Source organism: Streptomyces sp. 2131.1 (assembly GCF_900105515.1).
Lineage (GTDB): Bacteria > Actinomycetota > Actinomycetes > Streptomycetales > Streptomycetaceae > Streptomyces > Streptomyces drozdowiczii.
In genome coordinates, this window is the sequence record NZ_FNSY01000001.1 from 3692000 (window position 1) to 3706024 (window position 14025).

The 14025-nt window shown below is 73.4% G+C and carries 14 protein-coding genes; 4 read left to right on the forward strand and 10 right to left on the reverse strand.

All coding sequences use genetic code 11. The annotated features are described in order from the left end of the window. Positions 1 to 41 precede the first annotated feature (41 nt). A complete protein-coding gene (locus BLW14_RS16460) occupies positions 42 to 1529 on the forward strand; it encodes an MFS transporter (protein WP_093708025.1) in 1488 nt (495 codons plus the stop codon). A 6-nt stretch (positions 1530 to 1535) separates the two neighbouring features. Here BLW14_RS16460 and BLW14_RS16465 read toward each other — a convergent pair whose 3' ends face one another. After that, positions 1536 to 2048 carry a nitroreductase family deazaflavin-dependent oxidoreductase gene (locus BLW14_RS16465; protein WP_093708026.1) on the reverse strand — a complete coding sequence of 171 codons (513 nt, stop codon included), beginning with the start codon at positions 2046 to 2048 and terminating at the stop codon, positions 1536 to 1538. Positions 2049 to 2179: 131 nt separating this feature from the next. Between BLW14_RS16465 and BLW14_RS16470 the strand changes: the two genes are divergently transcribed. Beyond that, positions 2180 to 2725: a MarR family winged helix-turn-helix transcriptional regulator gene (locus BLW14_RS16470; RefSeq protein WP_093708027.1), complete on the forward strand. Its 546-nt coding sequence runs from the start codon at positions 2180 to 2182 to the stop codon at positions 2723 to 2725. Between the two features lie 90 nt (positions 2726 to 2815). On the opposite strand, the gene BLW14_RS16475 is transcribed toward BLW14_RS16470, so the two are convergent. The 6 genes from BLW14_RS16475 to BLW14_RS16500 form a co-directional block, all read right to left on the reverse strand. Continuing rightward, on the reverse strand, positions 2816 to 4051 hold the full coding sequence (locus BLW14_RS16475; RefSeq protein WP_093708028.1) for a cation:proton antiporter: 1236 nt from the start codon (positions 4049 to 4051) through the stop codon (positions 2816 to 2818). Positions 4052 to 4053: 2 nt separating this feature from the next. Next, entirely contained in the window at positions 4054 to 4524 is a 471-nt protein-coding gene (locus tag BLW14_RS16480) for a cation:proton antiporter regulatory subunit (RefSeq protein WP_018102023.1), read from the reverse strand. Between the two features lie 184 nt (positions 4525 to 4708). Next, positions 4709 to 6148, reverse strand: a complete 1440-nt coding sequence (locus tag BLW14_RS16485; protein WP_177153999.1) for a flotillin family protein — start codon at positions 6146 to 6148, stop codon at positions 4709 to 4711. Between the two features lie 69 nt (positions 6149 to 6217). Then, on the reverse strand, positions 6218 to 6727 hold the full coding sequence (locus tag BLW14_RS16490; RefSeq protein ID WP_093708030.1) for a hypothetical protein: 510 nt from the start codon (positions 6725 to 6727) through the stop codon (positions 6218 to 6220). A gap of 108 nt (positions 6728 to 6835) precedes the next feature. After that, complete coding sequence (locus tag BLW14_RS16495; RefSeq protein ID WP_093708031.1) at positions 6836 to 7321, reverse strand: peroxiredoxin; 486 nt, start codon at positions 7319 to 7321, stop codon at positions 6836 to 6838. An 83-nt stretch (positions 7322 to 7404) separates the two neighbouring features. Beyond that, on the reverse strand, positions 7405 to 8616 hold the full coding sequence (locus BLW14_RS16500) for an MFS transporter (protein ID WP_093708032.1): 1212 nt from the start codon (positions 8614 to 8616) through the stop codon (positions 7405 to 7407). Between the two features lie 74 nt (positions 8617 to 8690). Here BLW14_RS16500 and BLW14_RS16505 point away from each other — a divergent pair, with 74 nt between their 5' ends. Continuing rightward, on the forward strand, positions 8691 to 9449 hold the full coding sequence (locus tag BLW14_RS16505) for an AraC family transcriptional regulator (RefSeq protein ID WP_093708033.1): 759 nt from the start codon (positions 8691 to 8693) through the stop codon (positions 9447 to 9449). Positions 9450 to 9551: 102 nt separating this feature from the next. Next, positions 9552 to 11255, forward strand: a complete 1704-nt coding sequence (locus tag BLW14_RS16510; protein ID WP_093708034.1) for a SpoIIE family protein phosphatase — start codon at positions 9552 to 9554, stop codon at positions 11253 to 11255. Between the two features lie 29 nt (positions 11256 to 11284). Here the strand turns inward: BLW14_RS16510 and BLW14_RS16515 are convergent, their stop codons facing one another. From BLW14_RS16515 to BLW14_RS16525, 3 genes are read right to left on the reverse strand one after another with little or no spacing between them, the layout of a single operon-like run. Then, on the reverse strand, positions 11285 to 12133 hold the full coding sequence (locus BLW14_RS16515; protein ID WP_093708035.1) for a GNAT family N-acetyltransferase: 849 nt from the start codon (positions 12131 to 12133) through the stop codon (positions 11285 to 11287). Positions 12134 to 12184: 51 nt separating this feature from the next. Then, positions 12185 to 12781 carry a hypothetical protein gene (locus BLW14_RS16520; RefSeq protein WP_093708036.1) on the reverse strand — a complete coding sequence of 199 codons (597 nt, stop codon included), beginning with the start codon at positions 12779 to 12781 and terminating at the stop codon, positions 12185 to 12187. Next, entirely contained in the window at positions 12778 to 14025 is a 1248-nt protein-coding gene (locus BLW14_RS16525) for an MAB_1171c family putative transporter (RefSeq protein WP_093708037.1), read from the reverse strand. Before BLW14_RS16525 ends, BLW14_RS16520 begins: the two co-directional genes overlap by 4 nt.

Consider the following 14025-nt stretch of genomic DNA (forward strand, 5'->3'; position numbering starts at 1 on the left):
GGGGGAGTCCGGCGGTGTGCGCAGCGAGGGAGAACCGCAGCATGGCCCGTGAAGCAGTCGCCCGCAGAGCCAACCCCCGCGAGGAGGGCCCGTCCCATCGCTGGTGGGTGCTCGGGGTGATCGGCCTGGCCCAGCTGATGGTGGTGCTCGACGCGACGATCGTGAACATCGCGCTGCCCTCCGCCCAGCAGGACCTCGGCTTCAGCGACGGCAACCGGCAGTGGATCGTGACGGCGTACGCCCTCGCCTTCGGCTCGCTGCTGCTGCTCGGCGGACGCATCGCCGACCTGGTGGGCCGCCGGGTGGTCTTCCTGACCGGCCTGGTCGGCTTCGCGGTCGCCTCCGCGATCGGCGGCGCGGCCCCGAGCTTCGAGATCCTGGTGCTGGCCCGTGCGCTGCAGGGCCTGTTCGGGGCACTGCTCGCCCCGGCGGCGCTGTCCCTGCTCACCACGACGTTCACCGTGCCGAAGGAACGGGCCAAGGCGTTCGGGATCTACGGCGCCATCGCCGGGGCGGGCGGCGCGGTGGGGCTGCTGCTCGGCGGGGTGCTGACGGAGTACCTGGACTGGCGCTGGTGCCTCTACGTCAACCTGCTCTTCGCGTTCGTGGCGTTCATCGGCGGCTGGCGGCTGCTCGCCCCCGGTGCGCCGGCCGACCGCCCGGGGCTGGACATCCCGGGGACCGTGCTGGTCTCGGCCGGTCTGTTCTGCATCGTGTACGGGTTCTCGGAGGCCGAGTCGCACGCCTGGAGCTCGCCGCTGACCTGGGGGTTCCTGGTGGCGGGCGCGCTGCTGGTGGCGGCGTTCGCGTGGTGGCAGACCCGGGCGGCGCATCCGCTGCTGCCGCTGCGGGTGGTGCTGGACCGGGACCGGGCTGCGTCGTTCCTCGCCATGTTCATCTCCGGTGGCGGGATGTTCGGCGTCTTCCTCTTCCTCACGTACTACCTGCAGAAGAGCCTCGGCTATTCGCCGGTCTCCACCGGTCTCGCGTTCATTCCGATGGTCGCCTGCATGATCGCCTCGTCGGTGACGACGACGAATGTGCTGCTGCTGCGATTCGGCGCCAAGCCGATCGTCCCGACCGGGATGGGCATCGCGGCCGCCGCGATGGTGTGGCTGACCGCCCTGGACCTGAACAGCAGCTACGCCGCCCATGTGCTGCCGCCGTTGCTCTGCCTGGGCATCGGCCTCGGCGCCGTCTTCGCCACGGCGATGAACCTGGCCACCGCGGGGGTCGGGCCGCGGGACGCCGGGGTGGCCTCGGCGACGGTGAACACCAGCCAGCAGGTGGGCGGCTCCATCGGTACGGCCCTGCTGAACACCCTCGCCACCAGCGCGGCCACGAACTACCTGGTGGGCCGCAGGCCGACGCCGCCCGCTGTGGCCCAGGCGCAACTGGAGAGCTACTCGACCGCGTACTGGTGGTCGGCGGGCTTCTTCGCCCTCGGCCTCCTCGTCACCCTGTTCCTGTACCGGCCCGGCGCCCCGCGCCCGCACCCCGTGGGGGAACCCGAGCCGGTACACGCCTGAGCGGCCTCAGCGCTTCGCGCCCTCCGTCAGCCGGACGAACGGAATCGACTCGCCCACCCTGCGGTAGTCCTCCGCGCCGCCGTCGACCGTGAACCCCATGTACGCGCAGAGCCGGCGGGCGACCCGGGGGTGGCGGGGTGCGTACCGCGCCATCAGCTCGCCGCCCTCCTCGGCGGTCAGCACCTGCGCGGTGACGGCGTGGTACCGGCGGCCGACCTGGACCGTGGCGTGCGGGGTCTGCCGCAGATTGCGGAACCAGTCGGCGCCGGGGCCGAAGCCCGACGCCACGGTCCAGCACGCCCTGCCCTCGTGGGTGCCCGCCTCCACGACCTCGACGGCGGTACGGCGCGACAGACCCGAGACGCGGCCGGTGTGCACGAGCAGCAGCAGCCGCCCCCCGAAGAGCGGTCCGAGCCCCATGCGGAACATGTGGACGGGCAGCCGGAAGGCGGCCCGCCGCCAGCTGGTCGGCGGGTCCGGGCGCCGGGGAGCGGGCGTAGCCGCGGGTTCATCCGTCACTGTGCAAACGTTGCACAATCCAAAGGTTGTCGCCAGTGCTCACCGCTGTCGTTCCGGTACCGGTTGGGCGGCGGTTCGGCATCGGATCGCGGCCGGTTCGAGTAAGTCCTTCCCGCGCGGTAAAAAGGGGCATGGCCGCGCACGGACAGGCATCCGATGACCCACCGACCGCCCCGGACCGGGACGACGTCGACGCGGTGACGCGCGCGGTGCTGACGGCGTCGAGACTGCTGGTCGCCGTGTCCGCCCGGTCCCTCGCGGCGGTCGAGGACCGGGTGACGCTGCCCCAGCTCCGGCTGCTCGTGGTGCTCTCCACGCACGGGGACGCCAAGCTCGTGACGCTGGCCGAGCGCCTCGGCGTGAACCCGTCGACCGCGATGCGGATGCTCGACCGGCTGATCGCGGCGGGCCTCGCCGAGCGTCAGGTCAACCAGGCCAACCGCCGCGAGACGGTGCTGCGGGTGACGCCCGAGGGCCACCGGCTGGTCGCGGAGGTCACCGCGGGCCGCCGCCGGGAGGTCGCCGCCATCGTCGAACGCCTCACGCCCGGGCAGCGCGCCGCGCTGATCGACGCGCTGCGGGCGTTCACGGACGCGGGCGGCGAGGCGGCGGCCCCGGCGGAGGGCGCGGACGCGTACCCGCTGGGCTGGACCCCGGACCTGCCGACGGGGGCCTGACCCCGCACGGCCGCTCGGACGGCCGCTCGGACGAGGCGGGCCCTGGCACCGCACGGCTACCCGGGCGAGGCGGGACCTGGCCCCACGCGCCTACTCGGACGAGGCGGAGACCTCTTCCCGGGCCGGGGGGACCGGTGCGGTGCCCGCGGGCGCGGCGGACGCCGCGTCCTTGCCGCGCCACTTCTGGACGCGTTCGACCACCGGCTGGGTCCAGCGCGCGGTGAGCGGGCCGACGATGACCAGGATCAGGACGTACGCGGTGGCGATGGGGCCGATGCGGGGCTCGGTCGCCACGGCCAGACCGGCGATCACGATGGAGAACTCGCCGCGCGCCACGAGCGTGCCGCCCGCCCGCCAGCGCCCGCGCGGTCCGATGCCGGCGCGCCGGGCCGCGTACCAGCCGGTCGCGATCTTCGTGAAGACGGTGACGACGGCGAGCAGCGCGGCCGGCAGCAGCACCGGCGGGATCTCGGCCGGGTTGGTGGAGAGCCCGAAGAACACGAAGAAGACGGCGGCGAACAGGTCCCGCAGCGGGGTCAGCAGCTTGCGGGCGCCCTCCGCGACCTCACCGGACAGGGCGATGCCGACGAGGAACGCGCCGACGGCGGCCGACACCTGGAGCTGCTGGGCGACCCCGGCGACCAGGACGGTCAGCCCGAGCACGACGAGCAGCAGCATCTCCGGGTTGTCCGAGGACACCGCGCGGCTGATGAGGCGGCCGTGCCGGAGCGCGAGGTAGAGCACCAGGCCGACCGTGCCGAGCGCGATCAGCAGGGCCACACTGCCGCCGGCGAGGCCGACGCCCGCGAGCATCGCGGTGAGCAGCGGCAGGTAGACGGCCATCGACAGGTCCTCGATGACCAGCACCCCGAGGATGACCGGGGTCTCCCGGTTGCCGAGGCGTCCGAGATCGGCGAGGACCTTGGCGATCACACCGGAGGAGGAGATCCAGGTGACACCGGCGAGCGCGACGGCTCCGACCGGGCCCCAGCCGAGCATCAGTGCGGCGACCGCGCCCGGGGTCGCGTTGAGCACGAAGTCCACGGCCCCGGACGGGTACTGCGTCTTCAGGCTGGTGACCAGCTCGGACGCGCTGTACTCCAGGCCGAGCAGGAGCAGCAGCAGGATGACGCCGATCTCGGCGCCGACGGCGGTGAACTCCTCGCTGGCGCCGAGCGGCAGCAGCCCGCCGTCACCGAAGGCGAGCCCGGCCAGCAGGTAGAGCGGGATCGGCGAGAGTCCTATCCGGCCGGCGAACCGCCCGATGATGCCGAGTCCCAGGATGACGGAGCCGAGCTCCATGAGCAGTGCGGTCGTGTCGTGCACGGTCAGCCCTCCGCGATGATCTCGGAGAGCGTGTCGACGCCCTCGCGTGTTCCGACGGCGATGAGCGTGTCGCCGATGGCCAGCCGGAAGTCCGGCCCGGGTGACGGATGCGCGCTGTGGGTGCGCAGCACCGCCACGATCGAGGCGCCGGTCCGGGTCCGCGCCTTGGTGTCGCCGAGCAGCCGGCCGCCGTACGGCGAGCGGGTGCCGAGCGGGATGTGCTCGGTGACCAGGTCGATGCCCTCGGTCCGTACGGCGTCGATCGGCGCCGCGTCGATGAGGTGCGCGAGCCCCGTCGCCTCCTGCGGTGTCAGGGGTACGGAGAGCCGGCACGAATCAGGGTCGTCCTGGTCGTAGAAGCCGATGAACCGCCGCCCGTCGTGGTGGACGACCACGGAGATGTGCTGCCCCGATTCGGTGGTGTAGTCGTACTGGACGCCGACTCCGGGCAGCGTGGTGCGGTGGGTTCCCATGGCTTCCTCCAGAGGGGCGCGGTCCGCGCGAGGCACTTGGTGATCTCTTTAGACCCGCATTACCTTATCCGGAGGTCCGAGCCGCCTCCGAGGGGCGAGTTCCGGCCACCCTCCGGAGCCCGGCACACGCGTGCCCGGCCGGTTGCGCAACCGGCCGGGCACGCGATTCGGGTCGTGCGGTGGATCAGTCGCCGATCTCGATCTTCCCGTTCTTCTCGGCCGCGGCCGCCGGGGCGACCGGCTCGGCCGGCTTCGGCACCGCGCCCTTGAGGTTCTGGAGCAGTGCGGCGAGGTCGACCCCGGTGGTGGAGCTGAGCAGCTCCATGCCCTGGGCGACGTTGTCCGTGACCGTACGGGACAACTGGCTGGCCCCGTCCGTGGAGATGACGGTCATCTTGTCGATCGCGCTCATCGGCTCGGCGGCCTTCGCGACGACCTGCGGCAGCACCTCGACGAGCATCTGGAGGACGGCCGCGTCGCCGTACTGCGCGAAGGCGTCGGCCTTCTTCCGCATGGCCTCGGCCTCGGCCGAACCGCGCGCCGCGATGGCCGCGGCCTCCGCCTCGCCCTCGATGCGCACCGCCTCGGCGAGCGCGGAGCGGTGCAGCTTCTCGCCCTGACCGGTCAGCCGGGCGCGCTCGGCGGCCGCCTCGGCCTCCTTGACCTGGGCGATGCGGCGGGCCTCCGCCTCCTGCTCCGCCTGGTAGCGGGCGGCGTCGGCGGGCTTGCGGACCTTGGTGTCGAGCTCGCGGTCGGTCAGCGCGGCCTGGCGCTCGGCGACCTTCTCCTGCTCGGTGAGGACCTCCTGCTGACGGGCGGCCTCGGCGAGCGGACCGGCGGCGTTGGCCTTGGCGGCGGCCGCCTCGGTCTCGGCCTTGATCTCCGCCTGCTTCAGGTAGAAGGTCCGCTCGGCGATCGCGATCTCCTCGGCGGCCTTGAGCCGGGCCTGCTCGGAGGCGCGGCGGGCGATGGCCTCCGCGATGTCGGCCTCCTGCTTGGCGCGGGCGGCCTCGGGGCGGCCGAGGTCCTCCAGGTAGGAGCCCTCGGTGGTGATGTCCTGGATCTGGAAGGCGTCCAGGATCAGGCCCTGGCCGGACAGGCTCGCCTCGGCCTCCTCGGCGACCTGGCCGGCGAACGCGGCGCGGTCGCGGATGATGTCCTCGACCGACATCCGGCCCACGATGGCGCGCAGCGCGCCGGAGAGCACCTCCTGGGTGAAGCCGACGATGCCGTCCTGCTGGCGCAGGAAGCGCTGGGCGGCGGCCCGGATGGCGTCCTCGCTGCCGCCGACCTTGACGATCGCGACGCCTTCGAGGTGCGCCTTGACGCCGCGCAGGGTGACGGCACCGCGCACGGCGACCGGGATGTGCCGGCTGGACAGGTCCAGGGTGAACTTCTGCTGGACGAACGGCACGACGAAGACGCCGCCGCCGACGACGACCTTCTGGCCGCTGTTGTCGATGCTGGTCCGCCCGGTCACCGGGTCGACGGACTTCTTGCCCCGGCGGCCGGTGATGATGAACGCCTGGCTGGGGCCGGCCACCTTGTAACGGGTGATGACGGCGAGGGCGAGCAGGAAGAGGAGTACGACGACTCCGACGATCGCGATCATTACGGGACTCATGCGGTTTCCCCCTCTGCCTCCGGACGGGGGCAGTTGTGAGACGAGCGGTGGTGGGGCCGGCGTACCGGGTCAGCGTTCGACGGGGCGGACCGAGACCGAGGTGCTGGAGAGGGCCGCCTCGACCCAGATCTCCGCACCCCGGGCGACCGGCACCGTGCTCCTGGCCGACAGCTTGACGAGCTGCCCGCCCAGTCGCAGCAGTACCTCGCCGTAGCCGTCGGCCGGAATGGCGGTGACCACGGATCCGGACGTGCCGACCAGGTCCTCGTTGCGCGGGGTCGCGTCGGTCTGGTCGCGCATCAGGGCCCTGCTGAACCTCCAGGTCAGCACGGCGGCGACCAGTCCGGCCGCGACCCCGGCCACGGTGGCCACGAGAGTGCCGGCACCGGTCGTGCCGAGCACGATGGCGCCGCCGAAGCCGAGCATCGAGAGGAAGCCCGCGATCACCGGAAGGGAGACGAGCCCGCCGAACAGGCCCTCCAGGAGACCCCCGAAGAGGCCCTCCAGAATCCCGTCGAAGACCAGGGACAGGGCGAGCAGGGCGACCCCCGCGATGCCGAGACCGAGGAACAAGGTCACGTGATCACCCCTCCCGGCCCCGTCGACCCGCGTGCTGCTTTTCCGTCGAACTGGCTGGATGGTCCCATACGCACCCCCGAAGCAACATTGCCGGAACCCGGCAATCTTTTACTTGTTGTTGATGCCGGAGAGACGGTCGGCCAGGGTGTCCAGGGACTGGAAGGTCGCCCCCAGCAGCGCCACGTGCTTCCACCGCAGCACCCCCTCGCCGTCGATCAGGAAGACCGCGCGCCGCACCCCGATCCCCGGCGCCGCGACGCCGAAGGCCCGGGCCGCCTCCCGGCCAGGGTCCGCCAGCAGCGGCATGCGCAGCCCCTGGGCGCGCGCGAACGACTCGTGGCTGTCCACGCCCTGGGGGCTGATCCCCCACACCTCGGCGTCCAGCTTCTCGAAGGTCTCCATGCCCGAGGAGTACGAGCACAACTGCTTGGTGCACACGGAGGTGTTGTCACCCGGGTAGAAGGCGAGGACCAGGGCCCGGCCGCGCGCGTCCGCGAGCGCGTAGTCGCGCCGCTCGAAGGAGTCCCCGGCGAGCACGCCGCCCGGGAGCGTGAAGTCCGGTACGGGTGAGCCGATCTGCGGTGACGATCCCATGGGCGTGCCCTTCGGTGTGCTGCGCCCGGACGGCGGTGGTGCCGCCCGTGTCGCGTACAGCATGCCTCCGTGACAGGGGACGGTCAGCCACCCGGGGACGGTTCCGGCTCGGTGAGGAACAGTCCGAGGAACAGGGCCAGTACGGGAATGGCGCACAGAATCGTGAACACGCCCTGCGGCCCGTACGCCTGCGCCGCCGCACCCAGCGCCGGGGCGATCAGGCCGCCGATGCTGACGGCCAGGCCGAGCGTGACCCCGGCCGCCGTGCCGGGGCGCCCCGGCAGGTAGTCCTGGCCGAGCTTCACCAGGACGGCGAACGGCACGTTCAGCGCGAGTCCCGCCAGGACCGCGAACACGAGCGGCGGCAGGGTGCCGGGGGTCACCCGCAGCGCGATCAGGGCGGGCACGGCGGCGACACCGCCGAGTTGCACCGTACGGACCATGCCGACGCGGTCCGCGATCCGGCCGCCGAGCAGCGTGCCGGCGACCCCGCCGATCAGGAAGCAGGCGAGCGCGACGCCCGCGACGCCCCGGCCGGAGTGCAGATGGCGGATCCAGAACAGCTCGATGAAGGTGATCGCGCCGAAGAACGCCACCGAGCGCACCACTTCGATCCCGGTCAGGAAGAGGAACGGCCGCCACCGGTCCCGCCCCGTGCGCCCGGCCCTGCGCGCGGGCGCGGCGGCCGGGCGGTGCCGGAGCAGGACGACCGCCATCAGGACGGCGGGCGGGATGAAGAGGGCCGTCGCGCCTACGCCCATCGCGACGAGCGCCGGGGTCGCGAGCACCGGGGCCAGGAAGAACCCGACGCTGCCGCCCGCCGCGAAGATGCTCATCGCGGACGCGCTGTCGCCGGCCGCCTGCCGGGCCGCCTTGCCCGCCGCCGGGTGGAACATCGCCACGCCGAGACCCGACAGCAGGATCAGCAGCCACACGGCGGCGTACGGCCGCACCAGGCCCGACAGCCCGAGCCCCACCCCGGCGACGGCGAGCCCGGCGGGCGCCAGCCGGGGCAGCCGGTAGCGGTCCACCGCGAGGCCGATGAAGGGCTGCGGCACCGAGCTGCCGAGCGCCGCCGCCAGGGTCAGCCCGGACGCGGCGACATAGCTGTAGCCCCGGTCGAGCACGAAGTACGGGACACAGGCGGGCACCAAGCCCTGGTAGAGGTCGTCGACGGCGTGCGCGGCGCCCCACATCCGCATCCGCCGCCAGGCGGAGACGGGGGCGGCGGCAACCCCGGCGGGAAGGGCGTCGGCGGGCGGGACATCGGCCCGGTGGGCCTTGTCGGTGGTCATGCGGGCTCCTTGCTGGGGTCCCTTCGAGGATTCCGGCCGACCAGGGCAGCGGGCTAGCGATAATCTGCCTGCTTATGTCGCCAACCGGCCGAACCCTGCACGGCCCCGCCCGGGTCCCGCTCGCGCACCAGGAACGCATCGAGAGCCACCACCACCTGGAGCACCAGCTCGTCTGCCCCTCGCGCGGGGTGCTGGAGGTCGCCACACCGCTCGGCGTATGGGCCGTGCCCCCGCACCGGGCGGTCTGGATCCCGGCCGGCGTCGTCCACGCCCACCTGGCGTACGGCCCGACCGAGCTGCGCGCCCTCAGCTTCGCCCCGGCCGACAACCCGCTGCGGCTCGACCGGCCGACCGTCCTCGCCGTCACCCCGCTGCTGCGGGAGGTCGTGGCCTGCCTGACCGACGACACGGAGCCGGCCGGCGACGCACGGCAGCGGCGAAACCTGGAGCGGGTCGCGCTCGACCAGCTGCGCCGGGTCGAACCGCTCGGCGTCTGCCTGCCCTCCCCGGCCGACCCCCGGCTGCGGGACATCGCCCGCATCCTCCAGGACGACCCGGCGGACGGCCGGACCCTCACCGAGCTGGGCGCGGCCGTCGGCGCGTCGCCCCGCACCCTGAGCCGGCTCTTCCGCGCGGAGACCGGTATGTCGTTCCCGCAGTGGCGCACCCAGCTGCGGCTGCACCACGCGCTCACCCTGCTGGCTTCCGGCGGCTCGGTCACCTCGGTGGCCGTGGCCTGCGGCTACAGCGGGCCGAGCGCGTTCATCCAGTCCTTCCGGCACGCCTTCGGCACCACCCCGGGGTCCTACGCGGGCGCGGTCCCGGCACGCTGAGCCGCGCGGTCGGAGCCGCTGCGGATGCGGGAGCGGGCGGGGCGTCCGAGGATGAAGGGCCGGGCAGTGTGGCGGCCCGCGCCCTGCCCCAGGAGGTTTGCCTTGCCGGTGCACGCCGACCATCCGCCGTCCATCGACGTCACGGCGCTCGCCGCCGTGCTCGACGGCACGACGGCGGGCGTGGCCGTGTTCGACACCGAGCTGCGCTACCTGTACGTGAACCCCTCGCTCGTACGCCACAACGGCATCCCGCCCGCCGCGCACATCGGCCGCCGCCCCAGCGAGGTCATGCCCGACATCGACGCCCGCGAGGACCTGATGCGCGCGGTCCTCGCCGACGGCCGGGCCCGCGAGGTCACCTCAAGCGGCCGGCTGCCCGCCGCCTCCGGGACCGCCCGCTGCTACTGGCACGGGGCGTACCACCGGCTGGAGATGGACGGCCGGGTCGTCGGCGTCGTCGGGATCGTGCTGGAGGTGGTGGCCTCCGACGAGGACCAGCGGCAGCTCGCCCAGGCCCAGCGCCACCTGTCCCTGCTCGACAGCGCCAACACCCGCATCGGCACCACCCTCGACATGGACACCACCTGCGCCGAGCTGGCCGACCTCGTCGTGCCCGGCCTCGCGGACGTCGCCGTCGTGGAGATCTTCCCGAGGGACGTCGCCCCACCGGTCCGCCCCTCCCCGCCCGGCGTCGTACGGCTGCGCCGCGCGGCGATGTCGGCGGTACGGGGGCTGAGCGGAGGCATCGCCCGGTTCGGCACGGCCGGTGACTACGTGGACCACCAGGAGGGCGCCGCCGTACCGCGCTGCCTGGCCGGCGACCAGCCCGTCGTGGAGAACCTCACCGACGACGAGCAGGTGGACCGCTCGGCCCCGACCCCGGAGCTGGCCGACGCGTACCGGGCGCTCGGCCTGCACTCGGTGGTCGTGGTGCCCGTCTCCGTGCGCGGCGCCCCGATAGGAGTGCTCGCGCTGTTCCGGGCGGGCGGTTCGCCGGTCTTCTCGGACGACGACGTGGTGGTGGCCCGGGAGCTCGCCGGGCGGGCCGCCGTCCACCTCGACCACGCCCGCCGCTTCACCCACGAGCACACCATCGCCCTGGAGCTCCAGCGCTCCCTGCTCTCCGAGCCCCGGCCGCCCCACCCGCACATCGAGGTCGCCACCCGCTATCTGCCGGCCGATCGCAGCGTCCTGGTGGGCGGCGACTGGTTCGACGTGATCCCGCTGCCCGACGGGCGGCATCTCAAGGCCATGGGCGACGTCATGGGCCACGGCGTCGAGGCGGCCGTCGCCATGAGCCACTACCGCTCGCTGCTGCGGCTGCTGGCCGACGAGGAGCTGCCCCCGCACCGCATCCTGGAGCAGCTGGACCGGATGGTGGAGCGCTCCGGGATCGACCGGGCGGCGACCTGTCTGCTGGCGGTGGTGGACGCGGACGGCGGGATGTGCGAAGTGGCGAGCGCGGGCCACCTGCCGCCGGTCTTCCTCGACCCGGGCGAGGCCGGCACCCGGATCTGCGACGTCCCGGCGGCCCCGCCGCTCGGCACCGGCTTCGGCGGCTACCGGTCCACGGTGATGGAGTGCGGCCCGGGCACGGTGCTGTTCATGTACACCGACGGGCTCGTGGAGCGGCGCGACGAGGACATCGACGCCTGCGTCGCCCGGCTCGGCGAGCTGACCCTGCCGGCCGGCGGCGACCTGGAGACCCTGCTGGACCAGGTGCTCGAACGCTTCGCGCCCGGCGCCGAGGACGACATCGCGGTCATGGCCTCGCGCACCCGGTGCGACGCGGACGACATCGCCTGAGGGCCCGCCCGGTCACCCCGCCCGCCCGGTCACCCCAGTTCGAGGCTGGTGATCCCGTACAGCCCGGCCAGGTCGACCTCCGGCGCCGGACCCGTGTACATGCGGGCCGTCTCGAACGACGGGGTGAGTCCGAGCCGTTGGACGAGCCGCACCGCCGCCGGATTGGCGTCGGGAACGTCCACCGCGACCGGCGCGGCCGGGTCGCTCGCGGCGAGCGCGCTCACCAGGGCCTCGGCGATCTCCGGCGTCTCCGCGTACAACGGGCCGATCCGCGAGGACGTACGGCAGGCGCGCAGCACCCCGAGCCCCCGCACCTCGCCCTCGTACAGCGCGACGAGAGCGGTGCGGCCCGGGGCGGTCGTCCACGCGGCCAGGAAGCCGTCGCGCTCGGCGGGGAAGAAGCGGCGGTCGTAGGCGGTGACCAGGCCGAACGGCAGCGTCCGCACGTCCACGAGCGTCACGCCGGCCGGCGGCGCCACGTCCAGCGGGGCCAGGCCCTCGTGGCGGATGTTCGTCCAGGCCGGACGGAAGCCGGACTTCCGGTAGTTGGGCTGCCGCTCCACCACCCCGTCGAGGCCGGTGAGCCGCCCCGCGAGCCGCTCCGTCCCGGCGGCCCACAGCCGGCTCCCGTACCCCTGCCCGCGCAGCTCGGGGCGGGTCAGGTAGAAGCCCAGGAAGCCGAAGCCGGGGCCGTAGCGGACCACGGAGACGCAGGAGACGGGCGTACCGTCGAGCCGGCCGGTGAGGAAGCCGCACGGGTCGGCGGCGAAGAACGCCTGACCGTCCGTCAGGCCCGGGTTCCAGCCCTCGGCATGGGCCCAGTCCGCCATCATCCGGAGGTCGTCCGCGCTCGCTGTGGTGATCTCGAAGTTCGGCACCCGTACACCATGGACCGCGCGCCGGGCGCGTTCAACGACGCCCGGCCCCGCTCACCCGAACAGGAACGCGCCCGCCGTCGCCGCCCCCAGCGCCGTCCCGGCCGTCACCTGGCCCACCGTGTGGTAGCCGAGCGCCACCCGCGACCAGGCCACGGCGGCCGTCATCGCGTACCCGAACAGCCACCACGGCGAGTGCACGGCGGCGAGCAGGGCGATCACGGCCGAGGCCACGGAGGCGTCCACGGAGATCTTCCACACCGTGTTGACGGCCAGCAGCACGACCGTCATCGCCCACAGCGCGAGCATCGCGGTCAGGATGCCGGCCGGCGCCCCGCCCAGCAGCATGACCGCCGAACCGGCGCCGATGGAACCGAGGATGACGAAGAAGATCGGCGCCCGCTTGGTGCGGTCCACGACGTGGCGGTCGCCCCAGGTGCCGCGCCCGCGTTCCCACTCGATGTACCCGGCGGGCACGATCCCCGCGCACAGCGCGCCGAGCAGCCCCCAGAGCAGCCCGGTCCACTCCCCGGCCGCGGCGAGGCCGATCGCGAGCATGCCGACGAGCAGCACGTTGCGCGGCTGGAGGACGTCGGTCACCGTCCGCGCGAGGGCGTGGTCGGGTGCCGCTGTCGTGTCGGTGGTGCTCATGCCGGCTGCTCCTTGCCCGCTGGGGAAGAGGTTTCCAGAATCCGGCGCGCCCGCTCCGGGGTGACCGTGCGGTACGCCGTCGCGACCCGGACCAGCCAGGCGACCTCGCCGTCCTGGTCGGTGGCGTGCTGGGTGGAGACGGCCGCCGCCTCGCCCGCGGGCGCCCCGTCCGCGCGGGCGGCCAGCGCGGCCCTGATCCAGTACGCGTCGGCGAGCGGCGACCCGGAACCGGCCCCGGCGGCCGCCTCGGCGGCGGGCAGCAGGGCGTCCGGCACGTAGTGGCGCAGCTTCTCGACCGCGTCCGCGATGTCCGCCGCCCACCGGTCGACGCGCAGGTCGGCCGGGGTGTCGAAGCGCGTCAGCTCCCGCAGCAGCGGGCGCGGGGGCTCGAACGGCTGCTCCGGGAAGGCCGTCATCAGCTCGTACCAGAGGCCGTGCAGCCGCACCTGCGCCCGCCAGAGCTTGGCGCGGCGGCGGACGTTGCTCAGGGCCGGGATGGAGGCGCCGACCGCGAAGAAGAGGAAGAGGACGACCTGGGCGGCCTCGGTGACCTCGTCGAAGCCCAGCGCGAAGGACTCGCTCGGCCGGTCCACCACGCTGACCCAGAGGAACAGAGTGCGGCTGACGGTGTAGCCGACGCCGATGAACATCGCGAACGTCATCATCCCGAGCCCGACGCGCAGATGACGCATCCGCGCGCTCCTGGTGGCCAGCGCCCACTGGTACGCGCAGACGGCGGAGGCCGCGCCGAGGTAGAGGTAGAACACGCTCATGTACAGCGTGGCGCCCCACTGCCCGGCGTGGTCCGCGACGAAGCGGTCCGAAGGCGTGGAGCGGTCGACGACGGTGAAGAACAGCACCGTCAGCAGCACCAGTGTGGCGACCGACGCCTTGGCGGCCACCTGCTGGATCAGCCGGGCGAACCGCACGTGCCGGGGGACCGTTCCCTCGTCGGCGTACTGGCCGTAGATCGCCACGATGTAGCTGAGAATGGCCAGAATCGCGATGGTGGCCGTGTAGTGCTTGATGAGGACCGAGAGGTCGGTGACCGGGCTGTCGTTGAGCCCGACGCGCACGAACCGGGTCTTGGTCCACAGCGCCAGCGCGAATCCCGCGTAACACCCCCACAGCGCCCGGCGGCGCCGGTCCTCCTCGTCACCCCACAGGGCGGCCGGCATGCGCCACAGGGCGACGGCTGTCATCAGGCCGGCTATGAGATAGCCGGCGAGGTCGAGCGGGGTCAC

Coding starts and splice junctions, on each gene's coding strand:
- BLW14_RS16460 (WP_093708025.1), top strand. CDS start 42: ATGGCCCGTGAAGCAGTCGCCCGCAGAGCCAACCCCCGCGAGGAGGGC.
- BLW14_RS16470 (WP_093708027.1), top strand. CDS start 2,180: ATGGCCGCGCACGGACAGGCATCCGATGACCCACCGACCGCCCCGGAC.
- BLW14_RS16480 (WP_018102023.1), bottom strand. CDS start 4,524: ATGGGAACCCACCGCACCACGCTGCCCGGAGTCGGCGTCCAGTACGAC.
- BLW14_RS16485 (WP_177153999.1), bottom strand. CDS start 6,148: ATGAGTCCCGTAATGATCGCGATCGTCGGAGTCGTCGTACTCCTCTTC.
- BLW14_RS16495 (WP_093708031.1), bottom strand. CDS start 7,321: ATGGGATCGTCACCGCAGATCGGCTCACCCGTACCGGACTTCACGCTC.
- BLW14_RS16500 (WP_093708032.1), bottom strand. CDS start 8,616: ATGACCACCGACAAGGCCCACCGGGCCGATGTCCCGCCCGCCGACGCC.
- BLW14_RS16505 (WP_093708033.1), top strand. CDS start 8,691: ATGTCGCCAACCGGCCGAACCCTGCACGGCCCCGCCCGGGTCCCGCTC.
- BLW14_RS16520 (WP_093708036.1), bottom strand. CDS start 12,781: ATGAGCACCACCGACACGACAGCGGCACCCGACCACGCCCTCGCGCGG.